Here is a 14333-nt window from a genome sequence, read left to right as displayed (position 1 = left end):
TTATTCTCCTTGTCCCCCTGCCCCCTTGCCCCCTGCCCCCTGCCCCCAGTCCCCAATCCCCAATCCCCAGTCCCCAGTTACCCAAGATATCGTTGCAATAGACCAATCACAATTTCTGGCATTTCTAAATGAGGTAATATTCCGGCATCTGCGATCGCATAAAAATCTCGAATTGCTCTTGGATTTAAATTTGCTAACCGTCGTCCTAGTTTGATCTTGGTAAATTGTGCTTTTTCTCCCCAAAAAATCACAGTAGGAATTGTCAATTGCTGAATATATAAACTCAGATCAAAGTAAAGATCGCCACGTAAAAATGCCAAGGCGGAAAATTTGGCATTCGGCTGTTGTGCAGAGGTTAAATAAGCATCCACCATTTCTTGAGATACTCGTTGTGACTTAGCAAACAGAAAACTTTGTAAAAAATTTCTGACTGCAATTTCATTTTCAGCACCAAGGATATAAATAAAATTGTCCAACAGAGGCGCATTGATTACCGAAAGCGGAAGTCTGCGTCCAGCACCTTGCCCAAAATCATCAAATCCAGAGGGAGACACTAAAAACAGTGCTTTGAATAAATTGGGTTGAACAATAGCTAGGCGGATAGCAAAAGCGGCTGTTAGAGACGAGGCTACCACCGTTACTGGCTGGCGACACGTTTCGATGATAAACTCTGCGATCGTACTGAGATAATCTCTAATTTTATAATCCCGGACGGGATGAGCCGATTCTCCCCAGCCGATTAAATCGGGGGCTAAAATTTGGTAATTAGAGGCAAAAGCCGGATAAACTTTAGACCATTCATAGGCAGATGCCCCACCACCAAAGTTATGGAGAAACAGCAGTGGAGGTAAGTCTTCAGTAACAGCGTTCGCCCAAGGTGCATTCGTTTGGGTATAGTAAACCATTGCCCCTAATGATGTATGGATAAGTTTATGTCCAAAGCCAGAAGGTTGAAACTGAAGCATAAAATTAGAGAGTTAGTTTAATAGCACTTTACCCGAAAGCAAAATTAGTCAGCAGCGTTCAGAGGGTGTAAAGAACACGAAAAACAGCCCCAAAATTAAGCAATAAAAATAGGCCGCTTTCAACAAGCTAATAATAAAATTGCGTTCAGTCATAGACACCCGATAAAATTTGGTATGTTACTCATGCTCAAACGTTTACGCAGCCGTAAAATTTCCTTAGTGGCTATATTTGCGCTTGTTATATGCTTTACTCTGGTAAGCGTGCGTTCATTTGGGCAAACAATTATGACATCAGCACCCCAACTACTCACCGATCCATTTTTGCAATTGCCAACTAAAACCTCAGTGCGAGTAGTTTGGTTTACTGAGTTTGCTGGTGTTAATCACACAGTAACCTACGGTGAAAATCTTAAACAAACTGCTAAGGCAAATACTACCAAACTCAGTCGCACTCGTGAAGACCAACAATCAAGAGTTGGAAACCAAACCAAAGACGGCGAAATTTATCAAAAACCCGTCTGGCGTGACATTTGGCGACATGAAGCTGAGGTAACTGGGTTAACTCCTGGTGTGCGGATAAACTATCGTGTTACGAGTGTGCGAGAGGATAAGGAAAGTATTAGCAGTGATGTTTTTAGTCTTGCAGCTACTCCCAAACCAGATACACCACTAAAAATTTTACTTACCTCTGACCATCAATTAAAGCCGATGACAGCAGCAAATCTGCAAAAGGTGGTAGAAACCGTTGGACGAGTTGATGGAGTGTGGTTTGCTGGTGATTTGGTCAATGTTAGCGATCGCGCCTCCGAATGGTTTGATGATAATGGTGGTGGTGCGTTGTTTCCCGGTTTACAAGGTCGTGCTAAATATGAAATGATGCACAACAACGTTAAGACAACCTACACTGGTGGACAAATAATTCAAAATGCACCCATGTTTTCTTGCATTGGTAATCATGAGGTGATGGGGCGATTTGCCAGAACGGGAAGTTTAAATGATGAATTTGATGATACAATTCCCCGCGTTGTTGCTCAAAAAATTTATCGAGACAAATCTTTAATAGATAATTCTTTTAATACTAAGACTTACGAAGAAATTTTCTCTTTACCAAAAAGTAAAGAGGGTGAAAAAAGGTATTATGCAGTTAGTTTTGGTAATGTACGTTTGGTAGTACTATACGCTACGAATATGTGGCGGACTCCCAGTTTAAATGGGAAGTATAAAGGTAGATATCGAGAAGCCGAAAAGGATTTAAATAATCCTGAAGATTGGGGTTATGGACAGGTGATTTATGAGCCGATTGCTAAAGGTAGCAAACAATATAATTGGCTAGAAGCAGAACTCAACAGCCCTGAGTTTCAACAAGCAAAATACAAAGTTGTGATGTTCCATCATCCGCCTCATACTCTAGGTGATAACATAGTTCCTGCTTATACTGAACCTGTTCAAATAGTTGAACGGGATGAGGATAATATCAAAGCTGTGCGTTACGAATACCCCAAAGATGCAGATTATATTATCCGCGATGTTGTGCCTTTATTAGAAGCGGCTAATGTGCAATTAGTATTCTATGGACATTCCCATTTGTGGAATCGTTTTGTTAGTTCTAGTGGAATGCACTTTTTAGAAACATCTAATGTGGGCAATACTTACGGTGCTGCTTGGGGTGACAGAAAGCGAGAAGTGCCAACTGGATATCAAGAGGATTATGTTAAGCTTGGCGATCCCAATGGTTTAGAACCGATAGTGCCAACAATTTCCCCCTTGTTGGGTGAAGATGGTAAGCCGATGCCTTATATTTCGAGTAATGATATTACAGTTTTTAGTATTTTTGATACGGGAACGGGTACGATAAGTAGTTATCGATTTGATACTCGTAAACCTGATTCAAAAGTAGTGAAGTTTGATGAATTTAAGTTGAAATATACCAATCCTATCTGAAGCCTCAGATCCCCGACTTCTTGAAGAAGTCGGGGATCTTGCTGTTCATAAACTAGCGATCGCTTCGGCAACTAACTTAGAAACAAAGGGCAAAATATCCCGATTCTTAGCCTGGGCTTTACCTTCAGTAAATACCACTAAGAGGTAAGGGCGTTGTTCTGGTAACTCAATATATGCAGCATCATGGCGAACTTGACTTGTCCAGCCTGCTTTTGACCAAATTTGAGCATTTTTAGTCAGTCCGTCTCCCAAAAAACCTGTTATCTGATTTTCCTCAGTGTCAGGGGACAAATCGTTGAGAGGACGTTTCAGTAAAGCCATCATTGCTTGCGATCGCGTACTAGAAACCGCCACTCCACCTACAATACTATGCAGTAACCTAGCGATCGCATTTGTTGTCAACATATTACGATTTTCTAGTAACTCTCCCACAAACGCCCGTTCCCGTCCATAAGGGCCATCACCCCAAGTTTTTTGACAGACGTTAATCGTCTCCATTTCTTCCCAACCCAAAGATTGGTAATAGCGGTTAATGATATTACGTTGATATTTCCAAGTTTCAAAAGGCCCGATTGGTAATTCTGGCCCTGATGTAGTACCACTTAAAATATCTACAACTAAGCTAGTAGCATCGTTACTAGAATCGACAATCATATCCCGCAAAGCGCGTTCCAACTCCTTGGAGGTTTGACTCATGCCTTTTTCTAGCCATTCATTTACCGCCACTAGGTAAAATAACTTGACTACACTGGCGGGATAAATCCGTTCAACACCGCGATAAGTAAAACCACGGACTGGATGATCCCAAAAAGCATTGGGAGTCAGCGCCCCACCAGTATTTACTAGCACTGGTGGATCGTAAACAACCCAAGTCAAGGCAATTTGATTCCGGGCTAAAGTCGGAAATTCTGCCCAAGTTGCATCTAAAATGCCATTACCAATATTTTCGAGTTGTTCGTCTTTATTAAAAAAAATCATTCTCTAGTAATGTCCTTTAATCTAAAATCCGACATCCAAAATCCAAAATCAGGGGAGTATCAGTGTTTTGCTGACCTTAATTTATATGATTCTCCTGAATGTACACGTTTATCAACTCAATCTGCATCTGGAAGACATTTGTGGGTAACATCAAATCATCAAAATTTAGCGGTCGAGGTGTATTTGTGCGAAGATGACTATCCGGGATGGGTATCTCTTTCAGATTTTGATTCATTACAACCTGCTACTGTACCTTATCAGGCGGCAACATTTTCTGAATCTGAAATTAAAAAACTCCTAGCAGAGGTTATTGCTTTTACCCAAAAAGCGATGCAACAATCCAATTATTACCTTTGGGGTGGTACGGTTGGGCCAAATTATGATTGTTCTGGGTTGATGCAGGCGGCGTTTGCTTCGGTGGGTATTTGGCTACCTAGAGATGCCTATCAACAGGAAGGTTTCACCCAACCAATTACTATTGCAGAATTAGTGGCTGGGGATCTGGTATTTTTTGGCACTATTCAACAAAAGGCAACTCATGTCGGGCTTTATTTAGCTGATGGTTATTACATTCATAGTTCTGGGAAAGATCAGGGACGAGATGGGATTGGGATTGATATTCTCTCGGAACAGGGAGATGCTATTAGTCAGTCGTACTATCAGCAGCTACGAGGGGCTGGTAGAGTTTTTAAGAGTTACGAACCACAGAGACGCTGAGGGCGCAGAGGTATATGAGGAGTGGGTTTGTTGATCGAGGGTTGAGTGAGGAAAATGGGGCGATTTCAGCAATTGTCCCAGATGTTTCGGTGGTGCTACCAATCCATGATGAGGTGGAGAGTTTGCCGCTTTTATTAGAAGCGATCGCATCTACTTTATCTTCTAGTCAGGTAAATTATGAAATAATCTGTGTTGATGATGGTTCTACAGATGGTTCTGGGGATTTTCTGAAAAAAGAGGCGCAAACCCGCACTGATTTAAAGGCGGTGATTTTGCGTCGTAACTACGGACAAACTGCGGCGATGGCTGCTGGGTTTCATTATGCAGTGGGGAAAGCGATCGTTACTTTAGATGCTGATCTCCAGAATGATCCGGCTGATATCCCTATGTTATTAGCAAAGCTGGATGAAGGTTACGATTTAGTAAGTGGTTGGCGGCAAAATCGCCAAGATGGTGCTGTAAATCGGTTACTTCCTTCCAAAATTGCCAACTGGCTAATTCGCCGCACCACTAGCGTGAATATTCATGATTATGGCTGTTCGCTGAAAGCCTATCGTGCAGAACTGTTGGCAGATATGAACCTCTACGGCGAACTACACCGATTTTTACCTGCTTTAGCGTACATCGAAGGAGCTAGAATTACTGAAGTACCCGTGCGTCATCATGCCCGTCGCTTTGGTCGTAGTAAGTATGGAATTTGGCGGACATTTCGGGTGTTGATGGATTTGTTAACTATTCTGTTTATGAAAAAATTCCTCACCCGCCCAATGCACGTTTTTGGGCTGTTGGGCTTGATTTCAATGGTTTCGGGGACTGCGATCGGAATTTACTTGACTTTCGTCAAATTAGCTTTAGGTGAAATGATTGGCAATCGCCCGTTGCTAAGTTTAGCAGTTCTCTTACTAGTAACTGGAGTGCAGTTATTTTGCTTCGGTCTTTTAGCAGAGTTACTCATGCGTACATACCATGAATCCCAAGGGCGGCCTATCTATCGCGTGCGAGAAGTTGTAGCAAAAAATGTTAAGTAACGTAACAATAGTCATTAGTCATTGGTCATTGGTCATTGGTCATTGGTCATTAGCAAATAATTAAGAGTAAATATTGGTTGACTCTATACAAATGACAAAGGACAAATGACAAATGACAAAAAACCATTAAATTGCATCTACCTTGAAAGCATTTAATACTTTTGACACCGAACTGCGGCGCAACCTGGTAGTTTTATTTACGGCAGGTTTATTATTCTGGTCGAGTTTGTCTGCACTCTTACCAACCTTACCGCTTTACATCGATGATGTGGGCGCAAGTAAGCAAGAAATTGGGATTGTAATGGGCAGTTTCGCCATTGGCTTATTGCTATCTCGCCCAACCCTGGGACAGTTAGCCGATAAACGTGGTCGAAAAATTGTCTTGCTGATTGGTACGATAGTAGCCGCGATCGCACCCTTTGGTTATTTGGCAACCCAATCAATCGGATTATTAATCTTGGTGCGGATTTTTCACGGTATTAGTGTTGCCGCTTTTACCACTGGCTACAGTGCCTTAATAGCAGATTTAGCCCCCGCAGAACTTCGTGGCGAAATCATTGGTTACATGACTCTCGCAACTCCCCTTGGTTTAGCGATTGGCCCCGCGTTGGGAGGATATTTAGAAGCTACAAGTGGTTACGGAATATTATTTCTGTTATCCGCCGAATTGGGTTTTCTTGCTTTCTTGGGGATTATACAAGTCACGAATCCGCCAGTGCAAACACAGGAACAAACTGAGGAAAATAATCGCAACTTTTGGCAAATTTTGAATAGTCCACAGGTAAGAGTTCCAACGATAGTAATGTTGTTGGTTGGTTTGTCTATCGGTGCTGTACATACCTTTGTGTCATTGTTCCTCAAATCCAGTCAGGTAGACTTCAACGGCGGACTATTTTTTACAGCTGCGGCAATTTCTAGTTTTAGTATCAGGGTGTTTGCTGGTAAGGCAAGCGATCGCTTTGGTCGTGGTTTATTTATTACCTTTGGTATTTTTTTCTACGTTCTAGCGTTAATACTGCTATGGCAGGCTGACAGCGCGATGTTTTTCTTATTGGCTGCGATCGCTGAAGGTGCTGGTGGTGGTACACTAATCTCGATGATGATTACGCTGATGGCAGACCGCTCGCTGCCGCAAGAACGAGGGCAAGTTTTTGCTCTATGCGTAGCTGGGCTTGACCTGGGAATTGCGATCGCTGCTCCTCTTTTGGGTAGCATCGCTGAACTTGTAGGCTACCGCGATATGTTTGGCTATGGTGCTGCAATAACTTCTCTTGCACTTGTCATCTTCCTCACCCAGTCGAGCAAAAACCTATCTAACTCCCTGCGCTTTGCACTAGGTTTAGCTCCAGATGTTTATGCCTTGAAAAACTTAAAAATTAGGAGTGAGGAACTTTAATTTCTCACTCCTAACTAGGAGTGAGGAACTTTAATTTCTCACTCCTAACTTTCAACTCTTAACTTTTAAAACGGGCGAGGAGGGATTCGAACCCCCGACACCGTGGTCCGTAGCCACGTGCTCTAGTCCACTGAGCTACACGCCCTCACCGACAATCTATATTAACACGTTCTAACTAAATGGCGCAAGATAATTTTTCATCTAATTTTGCCAGCTTAACCCATCTAGATCAACACGGACAGGCACAGATGGTAGATGTGTCTGAGAAAGCACCCACCGCCCGCCAAGCAGTAGCCGAGGCCAATGTGCGAATGCTGCCAACAACCTTTGCTGCTATTCAAGCCGGAAATGTCCCAAAAGGCGATGTATTAGCAACTGCAAGATTGGCGGGGATTATGGCAGCCAAGCAAACAGCCGCTTTAATTCCTCTATGTCATCCGTTGCCTTTGCAAAAAATTGCGGTCGAAATCATACCCGATCCCCAATTACCTGGTTATCAAATTCAAGCTACAGTCAAAACTAAAGCTGAAACAGGTGTAGAGATGGAAGCCTTAACTGCTGTTTCTGTGGCTGCACTGACTTTATACGATATGGCAAAAGCCTTAGAAAAGTCGATTCAAATTGAATCGATTCGTTTAATAAGTAAGAGTGGGGGGAAATCAGGAGATTATTTCCCGCCAGGGCAATAAGCTTTTAGGAAATGGGAAATTGGGAATGGGGAATTGGTTATTAATTCTTCTCCCTCATCCCCACTCGATACTCACGGGAGATTGTCAGGATCAATGCCGAGATTACGCAAATATGCTGCCAGTTGTTCAGCGCGTTGGCGTTCTTGTTCAGCGCGTTGACGTTCTTGTTCTACCAATAACTCAGCTTGTTCTGCCCGTTGATTGAGTTCCAGGGAATTCAAAAATCTTTGTCCATCTGGACGGTAAATTACCAACTCTCCAAGCCCCGTTTGAAATCTAATTCCTAACCGGGGGCTGACCCAACCATCCATTTGCCATAGTTTATTCAAATGGTTGTTTTGCCGCAACCAGCCATCTAGTTGAAAGCTTTCAGGATCGTATAAATAATATTCTTCAACACCGTAAGTATCGTAAAACTCTAGCTTCCGCTCCATTTCCTTAGTATCATTACTATAAGAAAGAATTTCAAAGACTACTTGCGGTGGAATATTATCTTCTTGCCACTGACGGTAAGAACGACGTTTTCCCTTTGATCTACCGAAAACAACCATTACATCAGGTGCAGTTGGTGTAATCAGCCGAGAACGGACGGGATACCAAAGTAAATCTCCTGCAATTAAAATATCGTCATTATTAGCAAACAGAATCTCTAAATTCTCCTTAATCAGGACAATCCAACGATATTGTTCTGTATTGTCTGCCATTGGTTTGCCGTCACTATCTGGATAGAGGAGATCGGGGTCTATTTGCTCAAAGATCGTCATCGGATTTAATCTAGTAGCTCTTGACTTACAATTCAATTATGACTGGCAATTCAATTATGACTGCTTGTAAGGGTCTAATAGCAACCAATGCCACAAAAACCTTAGAATGAATAGGGTGTATTTAAATCTGTAACAAATATTTATGCCTCCTCGTTGGCCTCGCAAACCCGATCGCAAAGACCCTGATTACCGCAAGATCGATGACCGGATGAATTTTGCTGTGCATGTAGCGATCGCTGCTACGATTAACTCTGGATTGTGGTTTTTCCACATTTTGAAAGACACTACCTGGGAGTGGCTGCCTTTGCTGACGTTAAGTTGGACAGGAATCGTGTTAGCGCATCTGATTTATATTAGTGCGATCGCTAACTACACCGAAACTCCACCAAAATCCACCTGAAGATGGATTACTCATGCTGGGGCGATTGTAACCTCTGGTAGTAGGATTAGGCTGTTAATTGAGCCATAATGTAAAAAAGCCTGAGATTTCGCACTTTTTCTTAATGTAGGGTTATTTTTATGGCTAAGACTAACACCACAGAACTACTGGAAGCCCTAGCAGCTGAAATTGGCGAAAATGTCTACATAGACGTTGCCAAATGGCATCTTTATTTATCTAATGCCAAACTGCATACAGTTGTTGCCGAGCAACTGTATCCTTTAATTACTTCTAACTCTGTAAATGAAGACCGAGTTTTACAGGTTTTGGGAGCGATTCCAATAAAAATTGGCGGCGGGAAACGTGAAGTTCCTTTAATTGATTTACTACCCCTACAATGCCAGGTTACTTTAGTTGATATTTTGGAAAAATATCAACGGGATTTTTAAATAGATAAAACTAAATTTATCTTAGTTAGACAATTTTGTTAATCAGCATTTCCTGATTCTAGTTTAAATTAGGGATCTGTTTATTTATATTGTCAATTTTATATAAATTAATACAGATACACATAGATGAATCTCGTGTAATTTATGTGTGAATATCTGATAAAAATTTCCTTTAACAATTAAGGAATCTCCGCGTTCAAAATCAGTTTAGATTTGAGCGAGTTTATATTGGGACTCGCTTTGAACTTTCATGCAAACTCATTGAGGCAATTTCTATGCTTTTACAAGTCAAAGATAGTGGTGAATTAGTCAAGATTGTTGAAATTCAGGAATTACTTGACCCGAATAATGATGTTGTTCACGCAAAAGACCAAGAAGGTCAAGAAGAACAGCAACCTGAAACTTTTAAGAAAGAAAATCTCGTTTTCCCTTCAGGTGAAGTTTTACCACGCTGTTGGTTAGATGCCGATTATAGACACGACAACGGTTAATGATTTTAAAATCAGGTAATTGGTAATGAGAGTAAACTGATTCCCTAATTATTAAGTCATAAATCCCCGACTTCTCAAAGAAGTCGAGGATTTGGTTTTTTACAATTTATGATTGCTAAACTATGTGCCAAATTATGAAGTAGCTTTTTCTTCTACCGTCACCGTTTCATTCTGCTGAGAATTAGGGAAAAATGCCTTAGTAATCCAGTCAGTCAAGACGTGAGACAGTAATCCCATAGGGCCAGCAAACAAACACAGTGCAAGGGAATGAATTGTCCAAACACCTGTTTTTTGCCCTTCCCAATAAATCCAACGACCAACGAATAAATCCATCACTAAAAAATGAATCCAACCCGTTGCAGCAGCCGTTTCGTCTGCAAAAAATTTAGCGATATCAGCTAATTGTGGATTCGATAAAGCTTGGGCATTTTCTGGTGTAATACTGCTGATAAACAAATATAAATACGCTCCAGCCAACAGCACAAATGGTAAATATGATGACATTATCTGCCGTGTAACTTTCCAATTTGGCAATAAAATCATCAACGCCCAAAAAGGCAACACAAAAAGGTTGGCGAAGTTAAAAAGTTGAGAAATCGTCATATTGTTGTAAAGTGAATAATTTTCAGTTATTGTTTTGAATTCATTAATTATTCATAGCTCGTAACCTCAGCTTTATAGATCCCCAACTTCTCAAAGAAGTCGGGGATCTAGCTATACTTATAAAGCTACAAGTTGCGATTCGATTTCTGAAGATTTCAAATCACGTCCGATGAAAACTAAGCGGGTTTGCCGCGCCTCTTCGGGTTTCCAGGGGCGATCGTAAAATTTATCAAATCGAGTTCCTACACCTTGCATCACTAAACGCATGGATTTATTTGGCACTGCCACAAAGCCTTTAATCCGGTAAATTTCTTGTTGTTGTGCTAATTTCTCTAACTGCTGTTGCAGCTTTTCTGGGTCGAATGTACGATCCAAAATTAAATTAGTTGAGATAATTTCTTCGTCGTGATCGTGGTCTTCTTCGGTATCGTGATGACTAGGACGAGAATCTAAATTGTCTTCGACTGCGGCTTGAAATCCTAATAATATAGATGCGTCTAGTTGAGAACGATCGCTCTCGACAATCTTCACCACTCTGGGTAACTCTTGCTTAATTAATTCCTCAACTCTGGCTTTTGTCTCGGCATCCACCAAGTCAATTTTATTTAACACCACTAAGTCTGCACAAGCAAGTTGGTCTTCAAACAGTTCTTGCAAAGGTGTTTCATGTTCTAGATTATCATCTGCTTGTCGTTGGGCTGCGATCGCATCTGGATCGCTAGCAAATGTCCCGGCTGCAACAGCCGCACAATCCACCACGGTAATCACAGCATCCACAGTGGCGGCGTTGCGAATTTCTTGCCAGCGAAAAGCTTTCACCAATGGTTTTGGTAAGGCTAAACCAGAGGTTTCAATCAAAATGCAGTCGATGCTTTCTCGCCGCTTGATTAACTCTTGCATCGTCGGGTAAAATTCTTCTTGCACGGTGCAGCATAAGCAACCGTTAGTTAATTCAAAGATATTAGTGTCGCCCTCAGCATCTTCCGGGCAAATTTGACAAGATTTTAACAATTCGCCATCAATACCGAGTTCGCCAAATTCATTGACTAAAACAGCAATGCGGCGGCCTTGGTTGTTTTGTAGCAGGTGGCGAATTAGGCTGGTTTTTCCACTACCTAAGAAGCCTGTAATCACTGTGACAGGAATTTTCGTAGCCATATTTTTGCCTGATTTACTCAGTATGAAAAGTTTTAAGGGTTACAAACTTAAATACTGAGATTAAGCTTGATTTGAAGATTGACTTAGTTATTTTAAGCTGAAAGTCTATAGTAAGTCTGAAAATATCTCAAAACAAGCATCAACAACTCAGGGAGGGTGAGTTGAGAAAAATATATATTAATTGGGATTGGTTTTGTGATTGCGGATATCGTTGTCAAAGCAGTTCTAGCAACTATTTAGGAAAAACTGCTCTTGTCTGCGTTGGGTTAAATTCGTTTGTTTGTGAGAATTTTTTGGTAGGCTTGGATTGTTTGCTTTGCGATCGCATCCCAGCTAAAATTCTCCAAGGCATATTTTTGGGCGTTTAATCCCCGTCGTTGTCGTTCTGCGGGATTTTGCAAAGCTTCTTGCAGTAACTCTACCAGTACTTGGACATCTGTTGCACCCACCCAACCCGACTCGCTATCGCGTATCTGTTGACAAATATGCACTTGGTCAGAAATGACTACGGGTACACCTGCAACCATTGCTTCAGCTACAGCAATCCCAAAATTTTCGTAGTAGGAAGGCAAGACAAATAAATCAGCAGCTTGTAGTAAACTAGCTTTGAGTTCACCAGTAACAAAGCCTGTAATCGTAGTGTGCGATCGCAATAATGAATTTTGAATTTGAGATATGATCTTTTGTTCGTAATCTGGTTCTTGAGGATTAGTCCCAGCTAAGACAAAATGAAACTTATAACCAAGCGCTAACAGCTTCTCTAGCGCCGGAATCAACAAATTTAACCCTTTTTTCGGGTCAATTCGTGACATAAACAGCACCAACGGTAAATCTTTTGGCAGTTCTAATTGACTACATACATTTTTAATAGAAGATTGACGTGGAATCACACCCAAGGGAATCACCAAATCTGGTGTAGATACTCCAAATCGTTCTGATATTTTAGCTTCTTGATCGCTGGTAAAATGAATTGCTGCCGCACCAGCTAAATTTTGACGTTCTATAAGTGCAACATAAAGCTGTTTTAATTGCTTCTTCTTGCGTAAATCAGCCGGATCGAGAGTACCTAAAGGACGGAAAATATAAGGTAGCTTTTGCTGACGACACACAATAGCAGCAGCGCTAATTATTGGGGAGAATAGAGCATGAATATGTGCTATGTCAAACTCGTGAGCATGAAGTTTTAGCCAATTTAATAAATCTAGAGAAAATTTGTAGCGACGAAACGGCGCACAACGAAAGTAAATTATTTCATAGCCATCTTGTTTGATTGGGCGATTTAAAGGAACATCCAGAGGAGTTTGACCATTATCGCCATTACTATCAGTTGTGAGAATTGTAACTTCCGCTCCCTCTTTTACCAACGCTGGAGCTAATCCTAGTACCATTTGACTAGGCCCGCCGTAAATCAGAGAAATTGAGGGAACAATTTGTAATATTTTCATTTATTTGTCATTTGTCATTTGTTATATCATGTCCAGTTAAAGACTTATCATAAGGGCAGCAGAGGAGAAAGTTTTTCTGCATATAGCGCGTTCATTATAACTAATTAGCCGGAATTAATATTATTCACTAATGACCAATGACTAATGACTAATGACTAATTCTTGATAAAACTCTAATTGTTGTTTAGCCAAAGCTTTATTTGTATATTTCACCATTGCTTTCTGATAACCCATTTTTCCCAGACTATGAGCAAAAGCTGGTTTATCCATCAATTGAACTAAGCAATTAGCAAGGGCTTGGGCATCACCTTCAGGAAATACTAAACCGGCATCACCAATTACATAGGGAATTTCACCAGAATCAGAACCAATAACAGGTACTTGGCAAGCCATTGCTTCAATTAGTACATGACCAAATTGTTCTTTCCAGCCAGCAGAAGTTAAAGTTTTAAATTTATAAGTTGTTTCTGAAGGCAGTACTAAAGTACTCATTAAATTGATATAGTTTGCAACCTCATTATGAGGAACGCTTTCTATCAAAATTACCCGTTCTTCAATATTGTTTTCTGCTGCAATTTTGACTAATTCAGTTTGCAATTCTCCCCGTCCCAGCAGCAATAATTTCCAAGGTTTATTCTTCAATGCAATTAAGGCTTGTAAAAGCGTTAGCAAACCCTTTTCTTGTACAAATCTACCAACAAAACCTACGACAAAATCCCCTTTATCAATACCAAACTTAGCTTCTAATTCTGGTTGGGCTTGGGGAGTAAATAAACTTTCATCTACGCCCAGTTGAGGCATGACTTTAATTGCCCCTTTATATCCTCGTTGTCGTAAAACTTCTACCCCGTCTTGATTGCCAGAAATAATGCCGTGGCTGTGGTTGAGGTTATATTTTTCTAATAAAGCAACTGGTAATTTTAGATTATATGGTAAATTCCACCAGGTAAAAAATACATTTTTTGCCTTAAGTCCTAATAGCTGATTTAAGGCAATCATCTGAGTATAAGCCAGTCCCCTAGATCCTTGTTCTACTTGGATGATTTGCGGACGAAATTGTTTTAGCAAAGATATCAAATCAGCGCCAAAGGTAAGTAGTCCCTGATGGTTTTGACTAAAATTAGAAACGGGAACTATTCTAAATGTGCCTTCATCACGGTATTCAGTTTCAATAATTCTGTTTTGCACGCCGCCTGGTTTCCAGCGTTTTGGGACTACAACTGTCACTTCAACTCCCGGTTCTAATTGAGATAAAGCGCGTAATTTTTCACAGTTGAGGTCTACGATATAAGTGTGACTAGCAACTAAGATTTTCATTGTTATTTGTTAT

15 protein-coding genes and 1 tRNA gene are annotated in these 14333 nt (G+C 40.9%); 8 read left to right on the top strand and 8 right to left on the bottom strand.

Going from position 1 to position 14333, the window contains the following annotated elements; all coding sequences use genetic code 11:
* Positions 1 to 77: 77 nt before the first annotated feature.
* A complete protein-coding gene (locus RMZ41_RS03835; protein WP_322644175.1) occupies positions 78 to 965 on the bottom strand; it encodes an alpha/beta hydrolase in 888 nt (295 codons plus the stop codon).
* A gap of 285 nt (positions 966 to 1250) precedes the next feature.
* Between RMZ41_RS03835 and RMZ41_RS03830 the strand changes: the two genes are divergently transcribed.
* Positions 1251 to 2906, top strand: a complete 1656-nt coding sequence (locus RMZ41_RS03830) for a metallophosphoesterase family protein (RefSeq protein ID WP_322644176.1) — start codon at positions 1251 to 1253, stop codon at positions 2904 to 2906.
* A 45-nt stretch (positions 2907 to 2951) separates the two neighbouring features.
* Here RMZ41_RS03830 and RMZ41_RS03825 read toward each other — a convergent pair whose 3' ends face one another.
* A complete protein-coding gene (locus RMZ41_RS03825; RefSeq protein WP_322644177.1) occupies positions 2952 to 3884 on the bottom strand; it encodes a serine hydrolase in 933 nt (310 codons plus the stop codon).
* A 9-nt stretch (positions 3885 to 3893) separates the two neighbouring features.
* Between RMZ41_RS03825 and RMZ41_RS03820 the strand changes: the two genes are divergently transcribed.
* The 3 genes from RMZ41_RS03820 (at position 3894) to RMZ41_RS03810 (ending at position 7025) form a co-directional block, all read left to right on the top strand.
* Positions 3894 to 4601, top strand: coding sequence for a C40 family peptidase (locus RMZ41_RS03820; RefSeq protein WP_322644178.1), 708 nt, complete (start codon positions 3894 to 3896; stop codon positions 4599 to 4601).
* A gap of 14 nt (positions 4602 to 4615) precedes the next feature.
* On the top strand, positions 4616 to 5629 hold the full coding sequence (locus RMZ41_RS03815) for a glycosyltransferase family 2 protein (RefSeq protein ID WP_322644179.1): 1014 nt from the start codon (positions 4616 to 4618) through the stop codon (positions 5627 to 5629).
* A gap of 142 nt (positions 5630 to 5771) precedes the next feature.
* Positions 5772 to 7025: an MFS transporter gene (locus tag RMZ41_RS03810; protein WP_322644180.1), complete on the top strand. Its 1254-nt coding sequence runs from the start codon at positions 5772 to 5774 to the stop codon at positions 7023 to 7025.
* A gap of 71 nt (positions 7026 to 7096) precedes the next feature.
* On the opposite strand, the gene RMZ41_RS03805 is transcribed toward RMZ41_RS03810, so the two are convergent.
* A tRNA-Arg gene (locus RMZ41_RS03805) sits at positions 7097 to 7170 on the bottom strand.
* Between the two features lie 34 nt (positions 7171 to 7204).
* Here RMZ41_RS03805 and moaC point away from each other — a divergent pair.
* The gene (moaC, locus tag RMZ41_RS03800) at positions 7205 to 7714 is read left to right on the top strand and encodes a cyclic pyranopterin monophosphate synthase MoaC (protein ID WP_322644181.1); all 510 of its coding nucleotides are present in this window, start codon (positions 7205 to 7207) and stop codon (positions 7712 to 7714) included.
* 71 nt (positions 7715 to 7785) lie between these two features.
* On the opposite strand, the gene RMZ41_RS03795 is transcribed toward moaC, so the two are convergent.
* Positions 7786 to 8478, bottom strand: a complete 693-nt coding sequence (locus RMZ41_RS03795) for a Uma2 family endonuclease (protein ID WP_322644182.1) — start codon at positions 8476 to 8478, stop codon at positions 7786 to 7788.
* A 142-nt stretch (positions 8479 to 8620) separates the two neighbouring features.
* Between RMZ41_RS03795 and RMZ41_RS03790 the strand changes: the two genes are divergently transcribed.
* The 3 genes from RMZ41_RS03790 (at position 8621) to RMZ41_RS03780 (ending at position 9797) form a co-directional block, all read left to right on the top strand.
* Entirely contained in the window at positions 8621 to 8878 is a 258-nt protein-coding gene (locus RMZ41_RS03790) for a hypothetical protein (protein ID WP_322644183.1), read from the top strand.
* Positions 8879 to 8997: 119 nt separating this feature from the next.
* Positions 8998 to 9306, top strand: coding sequence for a DUF3181 family protein (locus tag RMZ41_RS03785; RefSeq protein ID WP_322644184.1), 309 nt, complete (start codon positions 8998 to 9000; stop codon positions 9304 to 9306).
* 275 nt (positions 9307 to 9581) lie between these two features.
* The gene (locus RMZ41_RS03780) at positions 9582 to 9797 is read left to right on the top strand and encodes an acetyltransferase (protein ID WP_322644185.1); all 216 of its coding nucleotides are present in this window, start codon (positions 9582 to 9584) and stop codon (positions 9795 to 9797) included.
* Between the two features lie 132 nt (positions 9798 to 9929).
* Here RMZ41_RS03780 and RMZ41_RS03775 read toward each other — a convergent pair whose 3' ends face one another.
* From RMZ41_RS03775 to hpsO, 4 genes are all read right to left on the bottom strand, one after another.
* Positions 9930 to 10400 (bottom strand): ABA4-like family protein, encoded by a 471-nt coding sequence (locus RMZ41_RS03775; RefSeq protein WP_322644186.1) that lies wholly within the window; start codon positions 10398 to 10400, stop codon positions 9930 to 9932.
* Between the two features lie 117 nt (positions 10401 to 10517).
* The gene (gene cobW / locus RMZ41_RS03770; RefSeq protein WP_322644187.1) at positions 10518 to 11558 is read right to left on the bottom strand and encodes a cobalamin biosynthesis protein CobW; all 1041 of its coding nucleotides are present in this window, start codon (positions 11556 to 11558) and stop codon (positions 10518 to 10520) included.
* Between the two features lie 266 nt (positions 11559 to 11824).
* Positions 11825 to 13003, bottom strand: a complete 1179-nt coding sequence (gene hpsP / locus RMZ41_RS03765) for a hormogonium polysaccharide biosynthesis glycosyltransferase HpsP (RefSeq protein WP_322644188.1) — start codon at positions 13001 to 13003, stop codon at positions 11825 to 11827.
* A 141-nt stretch (positions 13004 to 13144) separates the two neighbouring features.
* The gene (hpsO, locus tag RMZ41_RS03760) at positions 13145 to 14320 is read right to left on the bottom strand and encodes a hormogonium polysaccharide biosynthesis glycosyltransferase HpsO (RefSeq protein ID WP_322644189.1); all 1176 of its coding nucleotides are present in this window, start codon (positions 14318 to 14320) and stop codon (positions 13145 to 13147) included.
* Between the last annotated feature and the right edge of the window lie 13 nt (positions 14321 to 14333).

The sequence above is a fragment of the Nostoc sp. DedVER02 genome, from assembly GCF_034530675.2.
GTDB lineage: Bacteria > Cyanobacteriota > Cyanobacteriia > Cyanobacteriales > Nostocaceae > Nostoc.
This window is presented reverse-complemented; position numbering and strand designations above follow the sequence as displayed.

What these genes read in the sequence shown, in the direction of transcription:
- RMZ41_RS03835 (WP_322644175.1), bottom strand. Translation starts at nt 965, where the DNA reads ATGCTTCAGTTTCAACCTTCTGGCTTTGGACATAAACTTATCCATACA.
- RMZ41_RS03830 (WP_322644176.1), top strand. Translation starts at nt 1,251, where the DNA reads ATGACATCAGCACCCCAACTACTCACCGATCCATTTTTGCAATTGCCA.
- RMZ41_RS03825 (WP_322644177.1), bottom strand. Translation starts at nt 3,884, where the DNA reads ATGATTTTTTTTAATAAAGACGAACAACTCGAAAATATTGGTAATGGC.
- RMZ41_RS03820 (WP_322644178.1), top strand. Translation starts at nt 3,894, where the DNA reads ATGTCCTTTAATCTAAAATCCGACATCCAAAATCCAAAATCAGGGGAG.
- RMZ41_RS03815 (WP_322644179.1), top strand. Translation starts at nt 4,616, where the DNA reads ATGAGGAGTGGGTTTGTTGATCGAGGGTTGAGTGAGGAAAATGGGGCG.
- moaC (WP_322644181.1), top strand. Translation starts at nt 7,205, where the DNA reads ATGGCGCAAGATAATTTTTCATCTAATTTTGCCAGCTTAACCCATCTA.
- RMZ41_RS03795 (WP_322644182.1), bottom strand. Translation starts at nt 8,478, where the DNA reads ATGACGATCTTTGAGCAAATAGACCCCGATCTCCTCTATCCAGATAGT.
- RMZ41_RS03790 (WP_322644183.1), top strand. Translation starts at nt 8,621, where the DNA reads ATGCCTCCTCGTTGGCCTCGCAAACCCGATCGCAAAGACCCTGATTAC.
- RMZ41_RS03785 (WP_322644184.1), top strand. Translation starts at nt 8,998, where the DNA reads ATGGCTAAGACTAACACCACAGAACTACTGGAAGCCCTAGCAGCTGAA.
- RMZ41_RS03780 (WP_322644185.1), top strand. Translation starts at nt 9,582, where the DNA reads ATGCTTTTACAAGTCAAAGATAGTGGTGAATTAGTCAAGATTGTTGAA.
- RMZ41_RS03775 (WP_322644186.1), bottom strand. Translation starts at nt 10,400, where the DNA reads ATGACGATTTCTCAACTTTTTAACTTCGCCAACCTTTTTGTGTTGCCT.
- cobW (WP_322644187.1), bottom strand. Translation starts at nt 11,558, where the DNA reads ATGGCTACGAAAATTCCTGTCACAGTGATTACAGGCTTCTTAGGTAGT.
- hpsP (WP_322644188.1), bottom strand. Translation starts at nt 13,003, where the DNA reads ATGAAAATATTACAAATTGTTCCCTCAATTTCTCTGATTTACGGCGGG.
- hpsO (WP_322644189.1), bottom strand. Translation starts at nt 14,320, where the DNA reads ATGAAAATCTTAGTTGCTAGTCACACTTATATCGTAGACCTCAACTGT.